Source organism: Pseudomonas sp. FSL W5-0299, from assembly GCF_005930655.1.
GTDB classification, from domain to species: Bacteria; Pseudomonadota; Gammaproteobacteria; order Pseudomonadales; family Pseudomonadaceae; genus Aquipseudomonas; species Aquipseudomonas mandelii.
Map to the genome: position 1 here is coordinate 310,604 of NZ_RXHX01000002.1, position 17,465 is coordinate 328,068.

19 protein-coding genes are annotated in these 17,465 nt (G+C 62.2%); all 19 read right to left on the reverse strand.

The genetic code is table 11. From position 1 onward, the window contains the following. Window positions 1-9: 9 nt before the first annotated feature. Genes FHL16_RS05170 through FHL16_RS05260 form a run of 19 tightly spaced genes read right to left on the reverse strand, consistent with a single transcriptional unit; the run spans window position 10 to window position 17,253 of the window. Entirely contained in the window at window positions 10-1,236 is a 1,227-nt protein-coding gene (locus FHL16_RS05170) for a beta-ketoacyl-ACP synthase (RefSeq protein ID WP_010464400.1), read from the reverse strand. Next, window positions 1,236-1,964 (reverse strand): 3-oxoacyl-ACP reductase FabG, encoded by a 729-nt coding sequence (fabG, locus tag FHL16_RS05175; RefSeq protein ID WP_010464399.1) that lies wholly within the window; start codon window positions 1,962-1,964, stop codon window positions 1,236-1,238. Before fabG ends, FHL16_RS05170 begins: the two co-directional genes overlap by 1 nt. Next, window positions 1,957-2,421, reverse strand: a complete 465-nt coding sequence (locus FHL16_RS05180) for a hotdog family protein (protein WP_010464396.1) — start codon at window positions 2,419-2,421, stop codon at window positions 1,957-1,959. Before FHL16_RS05180 ends, fabG begins: the two co-directional genes overlap by 8 nt. After that, window positions 2,418-3,614 (reverse strand): beta-ketoacyl-[acyl-carrier-protein] synthase family protein, encoded by a 1,197-nt coding sequence (locus FHL16_RS05185; RefSeq protein ID WP_077747620.1) that lies wholly within the window; start codon window positions 3,612-3,614, stop codon window positions 2,418-2,420. Before FHL16_RS05185 ends, FHL16_RS05180 begins: the two co-directional genes overlap by 4 nt. Beyond that, window positions 3,611-4,093 (reverse strand): hypothetical protein, encoded by a 483-nt coding sequence (locus FHL16_RS05190; RefSeq protein WP_010464392.1) that lies wholly within the window; start codon window positions 4,091-4,093, stop codon window positions 3,611-3,613. The genes FHL16_RS05185 and FHL16_RS05190 overlap by 4 nt, the downstream gene beginning before the upstream one ends. Then, window positions 4,090-5,337 carry an NAD(P)/FAD-dependent oxidoreductase gene (locus tag FHL16_RS05195; protein WP_077747621.1) on the reverse strand — a complete coding sequence of 416 codons (1,248 nt, stop codon included), beginning with the start codon at window positions 5,335-5,337 and terminating at the stop codon, window positions 4,090-4,092. The genes FHL16_RS05190 and FHL16_RS05195 overlap by 4 nt, the downstream gene beginning before the upstream one ends. Continuing rightward, complete coding sequence (locus FHL16_RS05200) at window positions 5,324-6,484, reverse strand: sodium:proton antiporter (protein ID WP_077747622.1); 1,161 nt, start codon at window positions 6,482-6,484, stop codon at window positions 5,324-5,326. The genes FHL16_RS05195 and FHL16_RS05200 overlap by 14 nt, the downstream gene beginning before the upstream one ends. Continuing rightward, window positions 6,481-8,820, reverse strand: a complete 2,340-nt coding sequence (locus FHL16_RS05205) for an MMPL family transporter (protein ID WP_077747623.1) — start codon at window positions 8,818-8,820, stop codon at window positions 6,481-6,483. The genes FHL16_RS05200 and FHL16_RS05205 overlap by 4 nt, the downstream gene beginning before the upstream one ends. Next, entirely contained in the window at window positions 8,804-9,406 is a 603-nt protein-coding gene (locus FHL16_RS05210) for an outer membrane lipoprotein carrier protein LolA (RefSeq protein WP_077747624.1), read from the reverse strand. The genes FHL16_RS05205 and FHL16_RS05210 overlap by 17 nt, the downstream gene beginning before the upstream one ends. Then, a complete protein-coding gene (locus FHL16_RS05215; protein WP_010464383.1) occupies window positions 9,403-9,828 on the reverse strand; it encodes an acyl-CoA thioesterase in 426 nt (141 codons plus the stop codon). The genes FHL16_RS05210 and FHL16_RS05215 overlap by 4 nt, the downstream gene beginning before the upstream one ends. Continuing rightward, window positions 9,821-11,365 carry an HAL/PAL/TAL family ammonia-lyase gene (locus FHL16_RS05220; RefSeq protein ID WP_077747625.1) on the reverse strand — a complete coding sequence of 515 codons (1,545 nt, stop codon included), beginning with the start codon at window positions 11,363-11,365 and terminating at the stop codon, window positions 9,821-9,823. The genes FHL16_RS05215 and FHL16_RS05220 overlap by 8 nt, the downstream gene beginning before the upstream one ends. After that, a complete protein-coding gene (locus FHL16_RS05225) occupies window positions 11,346-12,293 on the reverse strand; it encodes an LpxL/LpxP family acyltransferase (protein ID WP_077747626.1) in 948 nt (315 codons plus the stop codon). Before FHL16_RS05225 ends, FHL16_RS05220 begins: the two co-directional genes overlap by 20 nt. Further along, window positions 12,290-13,024, reverse strand: coding sequence for a glycosyltransferase family 2 protein (locus FHL16_RS05230; protein ID WP_077747627.1), 735 nt, complete (start codon window positions 13,022-13,024; stop codon window positions 12,290-12,292). Before FHL16_RS05230 ends, FHL16_RS05225 begins: the two co-directional genes overlap by 4 nt. Beyond that, window positions 13,017-14,699 carry an acyl-CoA synthetase family protein gene (locus FHL16_RS05235; protein ID WP_077747628.1) on the reverse strand — a complete coding sequence of 561 codons (1,683 nt, stop codon included), beginning with the start codon at window positions 14,697-14,699 and terminating at the stop codon, window positions 13,017-13,019. The genes FHL16_RS05230 and FHL16_RS05235 overlap by 8 nt, the downstream gene beginning before the upstream one ends. Continuing rightward, window positions 14,696-15,241, reverse strand: coding sequence for a COG4648 family protein (locus FHL16_RS05240; protein ID WP_077747629.1), 546 nt, complete (start codon window positions 15,239-15,241; stop codon window positions 14,696-14,698). The genes FHL16_RS05235 and FHL16_RS05240 overlap by 4 nt, the downstream gene beginning before the upstream one ends. Then, window positions 15,238-15,492: an acyl carrier protein gene (locus FHL16_RS05245; RefSeq protein WP_007992314.1), complete on the reverse strand. Its 255-nt coding sequence runs from the start codon at window positions 15,490-15,492 to the stop codon at window positions 15,238-15,240. Before FHL16_RS05245 ends, FHL16_RS05240 begins: the two co-directional genes overlap by 4 nt. 9 nt (window positions 15,493-15,501) lie before the next feature. Then, the gene (locus FHL16_RS05250) at window positions 15,502-15,762 is read right to left on the reverse strand and encodes a phosphopantetheine-binding protein (protein WP_008149626.1); all 261 of its coding nucleotides are present in this window, start codon (window positions 15,760-15,762) and stop codon (window positions 15,502-15,504) included. Continuing rightward, window positions 15,743-16,552, reverse strand: coding sequence for a lysophospholipid acyltransferase family protein (locus tag FHL16_RS05255; RefSeq protein WP_077747630.1), 810 nt, complete (start codon window positions 16,550-16,552; stop codon window positions 15,743-15,745). Before FHL16_RS05255 ends, FHL16_RS05250 begins: the two co-directional genes overlap by 20 nt. Continuing rightward, window positions 16,528-17,253 (reverse strand): beta-ketoacyl synthase chain length factor, encoded by a 726-nt coding sequence (locus FHL16_RS05260; RefSeq protein ID WP_077747631.1) that lies wholly within the window; start codon window positions 17,251-17,253, stop codon window positions 16,528-16,530. Before FHL16_RS05260 ends, FHL16_RS05255 begins: the two co-directional genes overlap by 25 nt. Window positions 17,254-17,465: the final 212 nt, after the last annotated feature.

Genomic DNA, 17,465 nt, shown 5'->3' on the forward strand with positions numbered 1-17,465 from the left:
TTTTTCAGATCAGTGCCAGCGACGGAAAATCAGCGAAGTGTTGACGCCACCAAACGCAAAATTGTTGTTCATCACGTACTCATTACTCATCTGGCGGAACTCGCCGCGCAGGTAGTCGAGCTTGCCGCAGTGCGGATCGACCTCGTCGAGGTTGAACGTGTGCACGTACAGGTCGCGGTTCATCATTTCGATGCTGAACCAGGATTCCAGCGCACCGCAGGCGCCCAAGGTGTGCCCGAGGAAGCTCTTCTGCGAACTGATCGGCATGTGCTCGCCGAACAACGCGCTGGTGGCCAGTGTTTCGGCAATGTCGCCCTGCTCTGTCGCTGTGCCGTGGCCGTTTACGTAGCCGATGTCTGACGGTTGCAGCCCGGCGTCTTCCAGCGCCAGTTCCATGGCCCGGCGCATGGTGACTTGCTCTGGGCGGGTGGTGTGCTGGCCGTCGGCGTTGCTGCCGAAACCGACGAGTTCGGCATGGATGTGCGCGCCGCGTGCCAACGCATGTTCAAGCTCTTCGAGCACCAGCATGCCGCCGCCCTCACCGATCACCAGGCCATCGCGGTCTTTGTCATACGGACGTGGGCTGGTTTGCGGGGCGTCGTTTTTCAGGCTGGTGGCGTAGAGTGCGTCGAAGACCATGGCTTCGGTGGGGCACAGTTCTTCAGCACCGCCGGCGAGCATCAGCGGCAGGCGCCCGAATTTGATCGACTCGTAGGCGTAGCCGATGCCCTGGCTGCCGCTGGTGCAGGCGCTGGACGTCGGGATCAGCCGGCCGGTGAGGCCGAAGAAGATGCTGATGTTCGCCGCAGTGGTGTGCGGCATCATCCGCACGTAGGAGTTGGCATTAAGGCCCTCCGCCACCGAGTTGAGCAGCATATTGCCGAACGCCTTGATCTCGTCGGTGCTGCCGGTGGAGGAGCCGCAGGCGACGCCCATGCGCCCATCCTTGATGATCGGGTTACCCAACAGTCCGGCATCGGCCAGCGCCTGCTCCGACGCGCCGACCGCCAGGCGCGAGACTCGGCCCATGCTGCGCAGCTGCTTGCGGGTCCAGTGGCTCGGGACTTTGAAGTCGTCGATAGGCCCGGCCAGGCGCGTGTTGAGTTCGGTGAACCGATCCCACTCGTCCATCCGGCGTATGCCGCTGCGGTTGGCCGCGAAGTTGCCAGCGATGGTCTCCCAGTCGCTGCCCAGTGAAGTGATGCCGGCCATGCCGGTGACGACGACGCGCTTCATCAGCACAGGCCTCCGTTGACGGCCAGAACCTGCCGGGTGATGTACGACGCTTCCGCCGACATCAGGAAATTCACCGCGCCGGCCACCTCTTGCGGAGTGCCCATGCGTTGTGCGGGGATCATTTTCATCAGTTCTTCCACCGGCACGTTTTCGTCGAGCATGGCCGTGTCGATCAGGCCGGGTGCGACACAGTTGACGGTGATTTTGCGCTTGCCCAGTTCGATCGCCAACGCTTTCGCCGCGCCGATCAAACCGGCCTTGGAGGCGCTGTAGTTGACCTGGCCACGGTTACCGATCAACCCGGAAACCGAGGTGATGCAGACAATCCGCCCGGCCGCGCGACGCCGAATCATCGGCATCATCACCGGGTGCAGCACGTTGTAGAAACCGTCGAGGTTGGTGCGCATCACCACATCCCAATCATCCTCGCTCAGCGCCGGAAAAGCACCGTCACGCGTCAGGCCGGCGTTCAGCACTACGCCGTAATAGGCGCCATGAGCTTCCACGTCGGCTTCGAGGATGGCCTTGCAGCTGGCGCGATCTGAGACGTCGAACTGCAAAACGCGAGCATTGCGTCCCAGCGCCTGGATTTCGCCCTGGACGGCGATGGCGTCGGCCAGGCCGCTGCGGCAATGCAGCACGATGTCGTGCCCGGCCTGGGCCAGACGCAACGCAATGGCACGGCCGATACCACGGCTGGAACCGGTGACCAGTACGGATTCAGTCATGGCTGGCTCCTTGGGATTCATGAAGGTATTGAGCGGCCTGAGGCGGGCGGAACACGTTCAGGCGGGCGGTGGCGTGAATGCCGGGGGCGTTGATGTGGCATTCGAACACGCCCATGCCGTTGTCGTCTTCCAGCGAGCGCAGTCCATGGATGGTCAGCTCGGTGCCCGCGGGGAAGTGCTCCACGTTGCATTCGAATTTCCGGGTGCCGAGCAGAAAACCCAGCGCCACCGCATCACCGCGCTGGCGCGCATGGCAACCGGCGTAGGCGGCAACACTCTGGGCCATCAGTTCGATACCGACCCACGCCGGCAGGCTGCCGTCGGGACGATTGAACAGGCCCCCGGGCTTGACGGTGAGGCGGGTGTGAATCTGCTCGTCATCGAACGCCAGGATCTGCTCGATGAGGATCATGTCGCCAGCGTGCGGCAGCAGCTCGGCGAGCGGCCAGTCAATCATGGGGCATCTCCGATAATCAGGCTGACGTTGTTGCCACCGAAGGCAAAGGAATTGCTCATCAGGTAGCGAGGTGCAATGGACGTCAGGCGATGGTCCGGGGTCACCCACTGCAAGGCCGGCAAGTCGGGGTCGGGCTGACCGTCCCACACGTGGGGCGGCAGGAGGTTTTCCCGATTGTTCGTGCTCAGGCTCAACCAGCAGAACGCCGCTTCCAGGGCGCCGGCCGCGCCGAGCGTGTGTCCGGTCATCGGCTTGGTGGAGGAGCAGGGCACGCCCTGCGGGAACAGGGCCGAGACCGCCAGGCTTTCCATCGCGTCGTTGTGTTGGGTCGCGGTGCCGTGCAGGTTCAGGTAGCCGATTTGCTCGGGCTGCACCTTCGCGCGGTTCAGGGCTTTGCTCATCGCTTGCAGGGCGCCCCGGCCGGTCGGTTCCGGCGCCGAGATATGGTGCGCATCGGAACTGGCGCCGCTGCCGAGCAGGGCAATCGGTTGGCTCGCGCCGGCTTTTTTGCTCATCAGAAACAGCACGGCGGCTTCGCCGATATTGATGCCGTTGCGGTTGGCCGAAAACGGATTGCAGCGCTGCTCGGACACCGCTTCCAGGGCCGAAAAGCCGTTGAGGGTCAGTTTGCACAGACTGTCGACGCCGCCGCACAGTACGGCATCGCACACACCCAGATCGAGCAGCCGCTGGGCACTCATCAGCGCCCGGGCGCTGGAGGTGCAAGCCGTCGAGATCACATAGGCCGGGCCGCTCAATTGCAGCCAGTCGGCGAGGAAGTTGGCCGGCGCGCCGAGTTCCTGCTGCTGATAATCGTAGTCGGCAGGGAATTCATGTTCACGAATGTAATGGGCCAGGCCACGGCTGGCTTCATCGATGCCGGAAGTGCTGGTGCCGAGGATCACGCCGATTCGATCGCGGCCGTAAGTCTGGATCACTTGATCAATGTCATCGCGAATTTGCAGCGCGGCTTCCAGCAGCAGTTGGTTGTTGCGGCTGCTTTGCTCGGCCAGTTCCGGCGGGATCGGCGCCAGCTCACCACGCACCGCCGCCACCGGCAACGACCGCTCCGGCACCCAGCCGGATTCGCTGCGCATGCCGGAGCAATCGCCAGCAAACAGGTTGCGGGCGACTTCCTGTTTGTCGCGACCCAGGGCGCAGATCACCCCGAGAGCATTCAGGTAAGCGGTCATGGCGTCTCCCCGCTCAAGGGCGTTACCAAGTACTTCGGACCTTTAGGCAGGTTCAACTCAAATCTCAGTGGTGGCGAGTAACGCACGTCCCAGCGAGCGGGCAGGGAGCGTTGGGAGCCGTGTTGCCAGGCTTCGGGGTAGTTGGCCTGCAATTCGTCTTGCGGGGTCAGCGCGAACAGTAACGCTGCGAACAATTCCCGGGCTTCCGGATTCGGCGGCAGCAGGCCGTCAGCTTGCCACTGGCCATCGATCAGTTTCTGGCGTGCCTGCGGAATGCCCAACAAATCCATCATCGACCAGCGAATGCCGGGGCCTTCGCGCGCAATTACTAACACCCAGTCCTGACGCTGATCAGCCAGCAAGCGCTGAATGTGCAGTTGCTGCGGCAGCGGCAGGTTTTCGGTTTGCCCGGGCAGCGGCGCCTGGCTGGCGCAAGCGCTCAGCAGCAGGAGGCAACCCAGAAGCAGGTAACGGATCATGTGGCATCTCTAGCGCAAAGTTCCGACAGCACGCGCAGCCGACGTTTGGGTTCGCTGACGAACGGATTGCGCTCGTCCCAGGCATAACCGGCGAGGATTGCACTGATCATACGGCGGATATCCGCTGAGCTGCCTGGATGATAAATCACATCCTGAAAAGTCCCGGCGTACCAGCCTTCGACGTAGCAGCGGAACGTGTCGACGCCGCGCTTGAGCGGTGCGGCGAACTCGGTCTGCCAGTCGACGCTTTCACCTTGCAGCTGGCGATGCAACACGCCGGCGGCCATGCTGGCCGAGCGCATGGCGATGGTCACGCCGGAGGAGAACACCGGATCGAGGAATTCTGCCGCGTTGCCGAGCAACGCAAAGCCCGGACCGTGCAAGGTTTTGACGTTGGCCGAGTAGCCGCCGATGGTGCGGGCTGGCGTGTCCCAGACCGCGTTTTCCAGGACACAGGCCAGGCTTGGAGTTTCAGCGATGAAGCCGCGCAGGCACTCGTCCAGGTTGTCCATGCGGCCTTCGAAGTGCTCGGCGGCCGCGACCACGCCCACCGAGCAGCGACCGTTGCTGAACGGAATGGTCCATAACCAGATGTCGCGATGGATCGGATGGGTGGTGATAAGGATCTTTTCCCGCTCGAAGGTCGGGCTGTCGATATGGTCTTCGATGTGGGTGAACACCGCCTGGCGCACCGGGAAATTCGACGGTGCTTCAAGGTCCAGCAGGCGTGGCAACACGCGGCCGTAGCCGCTGGCATCCAGTACAAAATCAGCTTCGACGCGGTACTGGCTGCCATCCTCACGAAGCACATCGAGCTGCGGCTTGGGCAGGTCGAAATCGGCACTGACGATGGCTTCGCCATAACGAACGTCGACGCCTTGCAACGCGGCCTGATCGGCCAGCAGTTTGTCGAAATCGGCGCGCTGGACCTGGAAGGTGGTCGGCTTGCCGTTGCTGAACGTGTCGCCGAAATCAAAGGCGCTGTAGTGCTCGCCCCAGGCGAACGCGGCGCCGTTTTTCATCTGGAACCCGGCGGCGTTCACGGCGTCGAGCATGCCGGCTTCTTCGACGAAATCCAGGCAGTGCGACAACAGGCTTTCACCGATGGAAAACCGTGGAAAATGCTGGCGTTCAATCATCAGCACGTCGTGGCCTTTGCGCTTGAGCAGCGCGGCGGCAATGGCGCCCGAAGGACCCGCGCCAATGACAACAACCTGGCGACGTTCCATTTCAACTGTTGGCACGGGGGCTCCTTGCCGGGGCGGCGATATTCAAAGGGGATTGGTGCATGCCGGCAAGTGCCGGCAGCAGTGTGGCGATCAGGCCCATCACCATCAGCGCGAAGTACAACGCCGGGCTGATGAGCTGTTGTTGCAGCAGCAGGTTGAGAAAGACGATCTCGCTCAAACCGCGAATATTGAGCAGCAGGCTTTCGCGCCAGCGACTGGCGCCTTCAAATGAAGCGCCGGCCCAGCCGAGACCGAGCCAGTTACCCAGCAGTTTGCTGGCAATCGGCAACAGCAGCAGCGCCGCCAACTGCACCCAGCCGAGACTGGCCATGGCGGCGTGGACATTGATCTGCACGATACCGAAGGTGAGGATCAGCGGGATGGCGATCCAGGTTTGCAAACGGTTCATCCAGATCGCCGGCAACGGCAACACCAGCGGCACTTTCAGCGCGGCCATGCACAGCAAATAACCGATGCCGAAAATCAGTGCATTGAGCTTGAAGTGTTCGGCGACCACCAGCAGCGCAAAAAAGCAGCCGCTGTGCAGTAACGGTTGGCGCAAACCCAGCAAATGAAGAAGCACCGGAAAGCAGGCGCCGACCAGCGGCAGTAGCAGACTGCTCAGGTGCAGACTGCCTTGGGCGAAGCCGAACAGGGTCCAGCATGCCAGGTCGATGAGGATCGCGGTTTGCACCAGCCGCCGGGTTGCGGCGGGCGGGTAATTGATGTGTCGCAGGTAGAGGTACAACACCGGGATCGCGGTGATGGCGAACACCAGGCCCACTGCCAATGAACTGATCCACGGCTGTGCGGGTAACAACCAGACCGCAGTCGCCAGACCGCAGACAAATGGAATGCAAAAACTCGGCAGGGCGATTTTCAGGCTCTGGCGATCGAGTCGCAGGTCGATCACATCGCTGAGGATGTTTCCCAGCAATAAGGCAAAACCGAGGCTGTAGAGGTTTTTCAGCCATACCGGCGAGATCAGCTCGGCGCCGCTGAGTTGCCAGCCCGGCTCGATCCAGAAGTACATCAGCAGCGGTAGACCGAATGTCGCCAGCAGCAACTGACTGACGATCGGGATCAGGCCGAAGTGACGACCCACACGGGTGGCCACGGCGAACATCGTCAGGGCCATCAGCCAAAACAGGGCGATCATCATGCGGCTGGCTCCACGACGGCGGCGGCATGCACTTGGCGTCCGGCCCAGGGCGCCAGGATGAAACTGAACGCCAGCCCGAGGCTCACGGACAGGCCGAAGTTGCTCACCGCCGGCGTGCTGGACACGGCCAGCAAACCGAATGACAGCCATGTGGTCACCGCTGCCAGCAAGGTGCCCAGCAGGCTCACGGCGGCGCCGCCGACCTGTTCGCGCATGAGGATTGCGTAATCGACGCTGATCGCCGTCACCAGTAACAGGCCGAACAGGCTGAACAGGGTCAGGGGTTGGCCCATCCAGCCGAGGCTGGCCAGGCTGCACAGCGCGGCCAGCAAGGGCAGTGAGACGATGCGCAACGCACCACCGAAGCCAAACGGCAGGATCAGCACCAGCACGATCAACACGCAGGAGGCGAGTTTGAGCTGCGCCGCGCTGATCTGTGTCGCGGCGAAAACGCTGTTCAGTTCACCGAGACGGTCGACCAGTTCGACCCCCGGCAAGTCCAGCGCCTGAATGCGCAACAGCGAAGGATTATTCAGGCCTTGCAGGCTGACCATCGCCGCCACGCCTTCATCGGTCGGCCCCAGCCATAGGATGCGATAAGGTTCCGCCAGCGGACCGACCAGCGAGGCGTCGATGTCTTCGGCGGGCAGCGCCAGCAACGTTGCAAGCTCCGCTTGCAGCGCTTCTGCCGGCACGCCGAGGTCGAGCAAGGGTTGCCAGAACTGCGGCAACTTGCTCAACGCTTCGCGCACTTTGCGCTGCTCGCTCGGTTGGCTGACCAGTTGATTTAGCGACAGGTAACCCTGGAGTTTTTCCAGGTTGACCAACTGATCCAGGCGCTCGCTCAGTGCAGTCTGGCGTTCGAGCAGTTCCTGTTGATTGGCCGCGCGCACCAGGAAGAACTGGCTGGTCGGCTGATAGCCGGTGATGCGCGCAATGGCCTGGGCTTCGTCGGTCAATTGCTGCGGTGCGCCGATCCACTGGCGGATATCGTTTTTGCTTTCCAGTTGCAACAGGCCGCCGACGCAGAAGGCAATCAGCAGTGCCAATAACACGGGCGTACTGACGTGTTTGAGCAGCGCTTCGCGCAGGTTCAGCAAACACTCGCAGATACGCAGCGGCCAATGCGCCGGTCGCAGGTTCACGCCCTTGAGCAACGCTGGCAGCAGGCACACGGCCGACAAGTAGGCGCCGAGCAGGCCGGCGGCGGAGAACACGGCAATCTGGGTCAGGGCCGGGAACGGCGTCCAGGCCAGGGCCAGGTAGCCGATGCAACTGGTGATCAGGCTCAGCGTCAGGCCCGGCAGGGTCAGGCGTAACGCCGGCCAGCTGTTCCAGGGTTTCAGGCTCCAGCTTTTCGACAGGTAATGCAGCGGGTAATCGACAGCCACGCCGATCAGGCTCGAGCCCAGTACCAGCGTCATCACATGCATGTGACCGAATAGCGCCACGCACGCCACCGCACCAAACAGCATGCCCACCAGCACGGGAACGAAAGCGAGCAAGACACGCCAGCGCCGGAAGGCCAGCAACAGCAGCAACAAAATGCCCACGGTGGCACCGCCGCCGACCCATGTCATTTCGCGGGTGGCTTGTTGCTGACCGTTGGCCGCGTACAGCAGGCCGCTGGCAGCGAGCAGTTGCACGTCGGCCTGGGCGGCTTCTTTTCGGCTGCGTTCAAGCAGGTCAGCCACTTGCAGCGGCAGGCTCATGTCGAAGGCATTGCCGGTGGTTTTTGCCCGCAGCAACACCCAGCTCTTGCCGTCGGCATCGGCGACCAGCGCTCCGCTGCCGATGTCCAGTTGCACGGCGCCGTGTTGTGGTTGGCTGTTCTGGATGCGCCCGGTCAGGCCCAGCCAGTCATCCTGGCTCGGCACCAGGCTGAAACCGGTGAACGGGTCGAACAGCGCTTGCACCCGCTGCTGGATAAAGGCGTCGGGGTGTTCGATCAACTGCTGCCGATCCATCGCCGAAAGCATCGACAGCCGGCCTTGCAGCAATTGCGTGCGCAGCGCCGGCAAGTCGGCTTGCAGGTTCCACTGAACCTTCTCGAACAAACCGCTGGCCTGCCACTGCTCGCCGAGTTTCTGCGCCATGGCAATGGCTTGCGGGCGATCTTTATGGCCTACCAGCACCAGCATTTCCCGGTTCAACGGTTCTTGTATGCGTTTTTCGGCGCGCAGTTCCAGCGCGTCCGGCGCCGTGCCCGGCACCAGTTCCATCAGGTTGGCCGACAGCGGTGCACCGTCGCGCCATTGCCAACCGGCGAGCGCGAGCACCGCCAACAGCAGGATCAGAAACAGCCACGGAAGTCTGCGTTCACTCGGCAAAGTCATGTTGCTCCGCGTCGCTCAACGGTTGGGTGCTGGTGCTGTCCTGCATGCGCAAAAGGGTGCTGTCGCCCTGGGTTTCCAGCAGCTCGATGCTGTGCACCAATTCGCTGCCGGTGATGTTGATCTGATTGAACACCTGCTTGAGCAGCATTGAGCGCGGGATCAGCGTCAGTTTCCAGTTCTGTGCGTCGCCGCTCAGAGACAGTTCGAAGTCCCGTTGCAGACCGCTGCTGTCACCTTGCAACACGGCGAGGAACAAGCGGTTCTGCTCGGCGCCGGCGCTCTTGCCCGGGAGCATTTGCCAGCCGCTGGCGTCGCGGCGGGCGATGCCTTTGTTGGTGATGCGGTAATCCTGTTGCAGCGGGGTTTTCAACAACCAGAGCAATCCGTGGTTTTTAGCGAGGATAAAAGTGCCCTTGCTGGTCAGCGGCTGGGGCAATGCGCGCAGGTGTTTTTCCTGGATGAAATGGCCGTGGATCACATCAGGCTTGGCCAGTTGATCGCTCAACTGCTGCAAATCGAAGGCATGAGCCATCGATGACAGCCCGAGCAACGCCAACGCACCGAGGTATTTGAAAAACGGGGTCATGCGAGCATCCTTTCTACGGCATCGGTGAAGATCTTCGGTGAGGCCAGCTGCATCTCGCGGCTGCTCATGTCGACAGCGACCTGTACGGAACTGGCGCGGGTCAAACGCTCACCGGTTTTCACATCGCTGATCAGGTAATTGATCTTCAGACGGTTCTCCCACTCCACCAGATTGGCCCGCACGTTCAGCTTTTGACCGAACACGGCGCCGCGCACATAGCGCAATTGCAGGTCGATCACCGGCCAGGCATAACCCGACTCGACCATGGCGGTGTAGTTGTGACCGATCTTGTCCAGCAGCGCACAACGGGCGACTTCCAGGTATTTGACGTAATGGCCGTGCCAGACCACGTTCATGGTGTCGACGTCAAAGAACGGCACGAGGATTTCCGTATCGGTGTGAAGCACTCCCTTGCTACGCATGCAGCCTCCAGTGTTGCTCGGCGATACGTTTCAGGCACAGGCGCAATTCGCCTTCCAGCGCGCGATCTTCGATGACCGGCGGGAAGTCTTTGGCCAGCTCTTCGTGCATGGCCGCCAGGGCTGGCGGTAACGGGCGCGCGTCCTCGGCTTTGCTGCGCAGCCAAACACCCTGGTTGGCGGCGAGCAAGGTGGCGGCGGCGACCTGTTCGGTCAGCTCCAGCACACGGATCGCATCGCGGGCGGCAATGGTGCCCATGCTCACCTTGTCCTGGTTGTGGCACTCGGTGGAGCGCGAGAAGACGCTGGCCGGCATGGTGTTTTTCAGCGCTTCGGCGGTCCAGGCGCTGGTGCCGATCTGCACGGCCTTGAAGCCGTGATTGAGCATCGCGCGGTCAGCCGTGGCGCCGGAAAGGTTGCTTGGCAAGCCATGGTTGTAACGCTCGTCCACCAGCAGGGCGAGTTGCCGGTCCAGCAGATCGGCCACGTTGGCCACCAGGTTTTTCAGGCTGTCCATGGCGAACGCAATATGGCCACCGTAGAAGTGCCCGCCGTGCAGCACGCGTTCGGCTTCGGCGTCGATGATCGGGTTGTCGTTGGCGCTGTTGAGTTCGATCTCGATGAACGAACGCAGCCAGTTCAGGCTGTCGGCCAGGACGCCGAGCACGTGCGGCGCGCAGCGCAGTGAATAGCGGTCTTGCAGGCGGTGCAGCGGTGCGGTCGGCGCATCGATTGCCAGATCCTTGCGCAACCACGCGGCGACTTGCATCTGCCCCGGATGCGGTTTGGCGGCGAACAGGCGCTCGTCGAAGTGCTCGGGATTGCCTTGCAGCGCGACCACGTTCAGCGCGGTGATACGGGTCGCCAGTTGCAGCAGGTAATCGGCGCGGGCGTAGGCCAGGCAGGCGAGGCCGGTCATCACGGCGGTGCCGTTCATCAGCGCCAACGCTTCTTTCGGGCGCAGCACCAGCGGTGTCCAGCCCAGTTCGCGATGGACGTCGGCGGCTTGTCGGCGCTCGCCCCGGAACATTACTTCGCGCTCGCCGGACAAGGTTGCGGCGACGTACGACAGCGGCGTCAGATCACCGCTGGCGCCCACCGACCCTTCTTCCGGGATCAGTGGCAGGATGTCGTGTTCGAGGAAGGCCTGAAGACGCTCCAGCAGTTCCACGCGCACCCCGGACACGCCGTGGCACAGCGACTGCAAACGCGCCGCCAATACAGCTCGAGTGGCCTGGGCGTCGAGCAGTTTGCCCAGTCCGCAGCCGTGGAAGGTGTACAGATGACGGGGCAATGCCTCGACGTGATGCAGCGGCACCGCGACCACGCACGAGTCGCCGTAACCGGTGGTCACGCCATAGATCACGCCTTCCTTGTCCAGCAGGGAATCGAGAAATCGCGCGCCCTTGGCGATGCGCTCACGGTACGCAGGGTCGCTTTGCAACTGCGTCGGCACCTGACGGTTGGCCGCGGCCAGCACGTCTTCGATGCGCAAAGGGAGTTCGCCGAAGGTTACCGGCTCAAGCGTTGGCGTCGTCATCGGTCTTCCAGAAAGGGTAAAAGTTGAACCATTGTTGGGGCGCTTCAAGGCAATAGTGACCCAGGCGTTCGGCGTAGCGGGAAGCCCACTGATGAATGACCTGTTCGCGGTCGTTGCGTTTCCACACCACGGCCTCGGCAAACGGTTCGAGGGTCACGCGATATTGGCCCGTCGGTTTCTTCAGGCACATCAGCAAATTGATCGGGCATTTCAGCAAGCCGGCCAGCAGCCACGGCCCCTGGGGCAATGCAGCCTGATGACCGAGGAAGTCCACGGTCACGCTGCGCCCGCCATGCAGCGGCACGCGGTCGCCGGCAATCGCCAGCCACTCGCCACGCTCCAGTCGTTCATGCAGTTGCAGCATGATCACCGGGTCCAGTTCACTGACCTGAATCAGCCGCAGATTGGTCGCGCCGGCCTCGCCCAGCAATCGGTTGAACTGCTCGGCGTGCTTGGTGTGCACCAGCACATTCATGGTGACCTTCTCGCCGATCTCCGCGAGTGCGCGGCAGACTTCGAGATTGCCCAGGTGCGCGCCCACCAGCATCTGCCCGCGAGTGCCACGCAGCTGACTGCGCAGCAGCGCCGGGTCGACGATTTCGATGTGATCGATGCTCAACTTGCCGTTCCATACGTCGAGTTTGTCGAGCATCGAATCGGCGAAGGCCATGAACTGGCTGAACACTCGCCAGTGGGTCGGTCGCAATTGCGGGCGTGCGCTCCAGTCCGCGAGGCGTTGCTGGTATTGCCAGGCACTGCGGCGGGCACTGCGACCGAACAGGAAAAAGTACAGGACGATGCCGTACAGCAACGGACTCAGCAGCCGTCGGCCCAGCACTTTGGCGCAGAGCGCGGTGAATTTCATCAGCCAGAAGCTGCCGCGCTCCTGGCGGTCGGCCCAGTGCTGTTTGTCTGCGTTACTGCTCATGCTCGCCACCGTCGCCAGAGGATCACCGGGGCCCGCAGCAACATGCCGAAGAACAGCCGGGTGTGCATGCTCGAAATCAGCACATTGTCGTGGAACATACGGAAATGCGAGACACCGTCCAGCGGGTAATGGACCTTGGTCGGCAGCCACTGCATCGGCTGATTGCGCCAGGCCAGGCGCACGAGGATGTCCGAGTCGAAATCCATGCGCTTGCCGATCTTCGCCGAGTCGATCACTGCCAGGGTCGGCGGCAACGGGTAGACGCGGAAACCGCACATGGAATCGCGGATCTGCAAGGAAAGCGTGTTGATCCAGACCATGACGTGGGTCAGGTAGCGGGCGTACAGACGGCCCTTCGGCACGCTGGCGTCGTATTGCGGATAGCCGCAGATCACCGCGTCGGGATGAGCGCGCGATTGTGCGATGAAGGTCGTGACATCCTGCAGGTCGTGCTGGCCGTCGGCGTCCACCTGCAAGGCATGGCTGAAACCCAGGCGCGAGGCTTCGCGCAGGCCGGTCATGACCGCGCCGCCCTTGCCTTGATTGGCGGCGAGGCGGATCAGGTTGACCATTTCACGCTGGGCCAGTTGGTCGAGCACCCTGGCGCAGGATGGATCGCTGGCATCGTCCACCAGAATGCACGGCAGGCCACTGGAGATCAGCGCGTCGACCACCGTGGTGATCGCGGTTTCGTGGTTGTAGACCGGGATGATTGCGCAAGGGTTATACATCACCTGCAACCTCCAGCAGAATCCGCCCACTGGAGCAGGTTGCGGTTTCATTGCGGTAGGCGAAATACAATTTGCCGCGTTCCGGATCGAAGCGCAGGTGCAGTTGGACTTCATCACCGGGGCGCACCAGTTGCTGGAACTTCAGCACTTCCATGCCAGCGAATTTAGCCGGCAGGTCCATCAATTGCTGGCCGAGGCTCAGCGCCCAATCCACCTGCACCACACCGGGCAATACCGGCGTTTGCGGGAAGTGTCCGCTGAAGTAGGCGAGGTCCGGCGGAACGGCCAGTTGCAGGCTCCATTCGCCATCGACCTCGACCTGTTCCAACACTTCCGGCGCTTTCGGGCGGGCGGCCAACAGCAAGGCTTCGACGTCGGCTTGAGGCAGTTTGCCTTGAGCGTTCAGGGGCAATTGCCGCAGTAACCGCCAGCGTCTTGGCAGGGCCAGGGCTTCGCAGTGCTGGCTCAAGTGCTGACGCAATTCTTGCGTGACGGTGCGTCGGCCCTGATTGCGCAAGGCATGCAGGCCGGCGTCGGTCAGCACCAGCAGCGCGCCCAGCGAGGCGCGGTTTTCCCGGACCACGCCGAGGCGTGCTTCTGCGACCCAGTCATGCTCCATCAACGCCTTTTCCAGCATCGGCAGCGAGATACGTTTTTCTTCCAGTTTGACGATCCGGTCCAGCCGTCCGAGCAGTTCGAATCGGCCGTCGGCAGCGATTCTGGCGGCATCAGCGGTGTGTTCAATATGGCCGACGGGCAAGTAGGGAGAGGCGATCAGCAGCGCGCCCTCGCTGTCCTGACTCAGTTCGACTTCAGCAAACGGCTGCCAGAGATCGTGACCCTGACGCCAGGCGATGCCACCGGTTTCCGAGCTGCCAAGGATTTCCGTCGGCCATTGCTGCAAGCGTTCGTAGAGGCTTTGCGCAGCCTCGGCCGGTAGCGCTCCACCCGAGGAAAACACCCTGCGAACCGCGCTCAAGGCCGGCCAGTCGAGGTTGTCGCCCATGCGCTTGAGCAGCGCCGGGCTGGCGACCCAGGCAAACGCCATGTGTTCGCGACTGGCTCGCTGCAAGTCTTCCGGGAAGGCCAGTTGCTTGCGCACAAACGAGCGCCCGGCACACAGCGGCCACAGCACCCGAAACAGCAGGCCGTAGATGTGTTGGGCGGCGACGCTCCCGATGATGCACGCCTGGCCCAGATCGGCACCCCAGAGCTGCTCCAGCGCCTGCACTTCATTGGCTATCTGGCGCAGGGTCTTGTCGATGCGCTTGGGTTCGCCGCTGGAACCGGACGTGCACAGGCTCAGGCGACAGGCGTCCAGATCCAGTGCGGCGTGGGGCAGGGGCGGTTGCCGATAGTCGGTGAGGTGCGCGTCATCGGCCAGGTCGGTCAGCCACAGATCGACTTCGCTCGACCAGCGTTGGCGAGTCTGCGGTTGCAGGTCGGCAGGCAGCAGCACACTGACCCCGGCACGCCAGGCGCCGAGCAGGGCAATCGCCAGGTCAGCAGCATCTTCAAGGTGCACGGCGATGCGCTGCACGCCTTGGGATTGCAGGCCGGCCGCCAGGCTTAGCGCCTGTTCGCACAGCTGTGCGTGATTCAACGCCGGTTCTGCCGTAACGGCACGCTCCGGCTGTGCCTTGAGCAACAGCTGCTCAAGTGATATCCAATTCATGGGTGGCCTCGTACCCGTTGTCGTATGAGCCATTCAATGGCAAACAGCAGGCCCATCAATCCATAGGAAATCAGGCCGGTGTACAACATCCACCAACTCAGCGGCGCCCACAGGGTCAAGGCGGCGGCAAGCAAACCGTTACAGAGGAAAAACACACACCAGACGACGGTCACCTGGCGGGTGTAAACAATCGCCTTGGGCGGCAAGTGCGGCTCACGCAGGCGCGCCAGGCGCTCAACCATCGGCGGCCCGATTTTCAGGCTCAGGCCAAACAGCCCCAGCATGAAAGCGCTGATCAGCACCGGATACCAACGCAGCAACAACGGGCTGTCGAACAGCGCCAGCAACAGGCAAAAGCCGATCGCAGTGAGCGCCATCCACAGGCTGCCGGGGCGACGGGCACCCAGCAGCGCCCGCGCCAGCCACAGGCTGCCCAGCAGCAGACCGAACTGCCACGGAGCAAAGTGTTCCATGCCGAAATACACCGCAAAGGGGTACAACAGGCCCGCCAGCAGCAGGCCAAGGCCGATCAGTCGACTCATGCGGCCGGTTGAACCAGACGGTAGACCGCCTCGACCACGTCACTGACGGTGCGCACCGATTTGAATTCTTCGGCGGCGATTTTCTTGCCGGTCTGACGCTTGATGTGATCAATCAGGTCGACGGCGTCAATGCTGTCGATTTCCAGATCCTGATACAGGTTGGATTCGAGGCTCACGCGCTCAGGGTCCAGCTCGAAGAGTTCTACCAAGGCATCGCGCAGGGTGTTGAAAATGTCATCACGAGTTTGCATGGTCCGGTCTCAAGCTGCCTGTTTTGCGGTGACGAACGCCGCAAGGCTCGCCACGTTGCTGAAGTGATTGCGGGTGTCCTTGGCGTCGGCGTCGATTTTGATGCCGTACTTTTTCTGGATGGCCAGGCCGAGTTCCAGGGCGTCTACCGAATCCAGGCCCAGGCCTTCGCCGAACAGCGTCTGGTCATCGCCGATGTCTTGTGCGCTGATGTCTTCAAGGCCCAGGGCGTCGATGATCAGTTCTTTGATTTCACGGTGTAGATCGCTCATCTTCGGCGAGCTCCTTAATAAAGTAAGAGTGCAAATAATCGTTGAGCTTGCGCGAAGCCTGAGGTGCAGGGCCACATGAAGCAAAGGCTTGTGGGTCTATATCGGCCCCGACACGGAAACTGAAGTGCACGCGACGTTTCGGGATGCGATACCAGGGTTCGGCCTTGGTCAATGTGGTCGGGCTGACCTTGATGATCACCGGGGTCAGGATTCTCGCACCGCGCAGGGCGATTGCCGCGCCCCCCCGATGAAAGGCTGGCGGTTCGCCTGGCTGGGTGCGCGTGCCTTCGGGAAAGATGATCAGCGTCTGACCGCTTTTCAGTGCGTCAGCCGCGGCGTCGAGCATGTCCATGCTGCCGTCGTTGCTGATGTAGTCGGTACGGCGTAGCGGGCCGCGGGTAAACGGGTTCTCCCAGAGGCTGTTTTTGACCACGCAGTTGGCGTGACGCACCAGGCCGATCAGAAATACCACGTCGATCAGCGACGGGTGATTGGCCATGATCATCTGTCCCGGGCGACCGAGTTTTTCCGCGCCCTGGATGTCGTAAGTCAGTACCCCGGCACGGGCCATGAACCGGACGAAAAACCAAAAGCAGCGACTGACGGTTTGCCGTGCCCGTAACCGATGGGTCTGCGCATCGCCGGGCAGGCAGCCCAGCAACGGGAACACCACCAAGCGCAGGCACAGCCCGCCCAACCCGAACAGGGTGAAGCTTGCGGCAGTCGCCAGCAGACGCCAGTAATAGGCGTCGCGGTTTTTTTCGCTTACAGGTTGCGTTGCCAGGTCCATACACGATTTTTCCAGGCATGTTGGCAGGTAGTCTGCTGGCCGAGCAGGGTACGCAAGAGATTCAGGGCATGGGGCCAGTGGGCATTGGACAACGTATCTGAAGTGCTGTTCAGGGACAGCTGCCAGTCGGTACCCGGTGTCAGCAATAGGCCAACTGCATAGGGGAACGGCACGTCGTCGATCCAGGCCGAGTAGGCTTCGGGCGGTATTTCTTCAGTGACGATCAGCAGCACGGCAGGCGCGCCTTCGGAAAGTAGCGCCGCGGCCTCTAGCATGCCGTTTTCAAGGCCGTCACCCGCGGCGGCAAGGGCGGTCATCTCGCTGGTTTCACCGCGCATGATCGACCACAGGCCAATGACCGCGTTGTGCACCGACAAGCTGAATTGAGTTGGCGACAAGGGTTGCCCGGCTGCCAGATCACTCAGGATCTCGAAGGTACGGGGTGTTTCGCCATGACGGGAAATAAAGACCAGCGGTAGGTCTTGGCGACCATCGGCCAGGGGCCAGCCGACGCTGAACGCCATCCGCGCCAGGCGACTGAGCCGTCGGCGCTGCATGGCGGGCAGAAAAGACACGTCGGGGGCGGCATCGCTGCTCTGAAGCACGACCGGTTGTCGGCTCCAGGCCTGCCAATCGTCCACGCTTTCGAGCCCAGGGGCCCACGCGCGCCATTGGGCGATGTTGAAATTGATCACAGCCATTCATCCCGCCCCTGCGGGCTTTCTTGACACGGCGAATCGCAAAAAAAAGCGAACGGCCATACGTGGCGCTTAGCGCCGAGTGGCGCGCATTATCCCGTTGCGACGGGCGTGTAGCAAATGATGGTTACATTTTGCTCAGTGAAACGTACTGGTTGGTCCGTGAAAAAGCTGTCGTTTGGCCATTATCCACATCGGGGTGATCATGTCTGTCA

Bases quoted from the DNA above. Each gene is read 5' to 3' on its own strand.
- FHL16_RS05245 (WP_007992314.1), bottom strand. From the start codon at position 15,492: ATGCAAACTCGTGATGACATTTTCAACACCCTGCGCGATGCCTTGGTA.
- FHL16_RS05170 (WP_010464400.1), bottom strand. From the start codon at position 1,236: ATGAAGCGCGTCGTCGTCACCGGCATGGCCGGCATCACTTCACTGGGC.
- FHL16_RS05190 (WP_010464392.1), bottom strand. From the start codon at position 4,093: ATGATCCGTTACCTGCTTCTGGGTTGCCTCCTGCTGCTGAGCGCTTGC.
- FHL16_RS05225 (WP_077747626.1), bottom strand. From the start codon at position 12,293: ATGAGCAGTAACGCAGACAAACAGCACTGGGCCGACCGCCAGGAGCGC.
- fabG (WP_010464399.1), bottom strand. From the start codon at position 1,964: ATGACTGAATCCGTACTGGTCACCGGTTCCAGCCGTGGTATCGGCCGT.
- FHL16_RS05240 (WP_077747629.1), bottom strand. From the start codon at position 15,241: ATGAGTCGACTGATCGGCCTTGGCCTGCTGCTGGCGGGCCTGTTGTAC.
- FHL16_RS05255 (WP_077747630.1), bottom strand. From the start codon at position 16,552: ATGGACCTGGCAACGCAACCTGTAAGCGAAAAAAACCGCGACGCCTAT.
- FHL16_RS05215 (WP_010464383.1), bottom strand. From the start codon at position 9,828: ATGCGTAGCAAGGGAGTGCTTCACACCGATACGGAAATCCTCGTGCCG.
- FHL16_RS05210 (WP_077747624.1), bottom strand. From the start codon at position 9,406: ATGACCCCGTTTTTCAAATACCTCGGTGCGTTGGCGTTGCTCGGGCTG.
- FHL16_RS05185 (WP_077747620.1), bottom strand. From the start codon at position 3,614: ATGACCGCTTACCTGAATGCTCTCGGGGTGATCTGCGCCCTGGGTCGC.
- FHL16_RS05200 (WP_077747622.1), bottom strand. From the start codon at position 6,484: ATGATGATCGCCCTGTTTTGGCTGATGGCCCTGACGATGTTCGCCGTG.
- FHL16_RS05235 (WP_077747628.1), bottom strand. From the start codon at position 14,699: ATGAATTGGATATCACTTGAGCAGCTGTTGCTCAAGGCACAGCCGGAG.
- FHL16_RS05250 (WP_008149626.1), bottom strand. From the start codon at position 15,762: ATGAGCGATCTACACCGTGAAATCAAAGAACTGATCATCGACGCCCTG.
- FHL16_RS05180 (WP_010464396.1), bottom strand. From the start codon at position 2,421: ATGATTGACTGGCCGCTCGCCGAGCTGCTGCCGCACGCTGGCGACATG.
- FHL16_RS05230 (WP_077747627.1), bottom strand. From the start codon at position 13,024: ATGTATAACCCTTGCGCAATCATCCCGGTCTACAACCACGAAACCGCG.
- FHL16_RS05205 (WP_077747623.1), bottom strand. From the start codon at position 8,820: ATGACTTTGCCGAGTGAACGCAGACTTCCGTGGCTGTTTCTGATCCTG.
- FHL16_RS05260 (WP_077747631.1), bottom strand. From the start codon at position 17,253: ATGGCTGTGATCAATTTCAACATCGCCCAATGGCGCGCGTGGGCCCCT.
- FHL16_RS05220 (WP_077747625.1), bottom strand. From the start codon at position 11,365: ATGACGACGCCAACGCTTGAGCCGGTAACCTTCGGCGAACTCCCTTTG.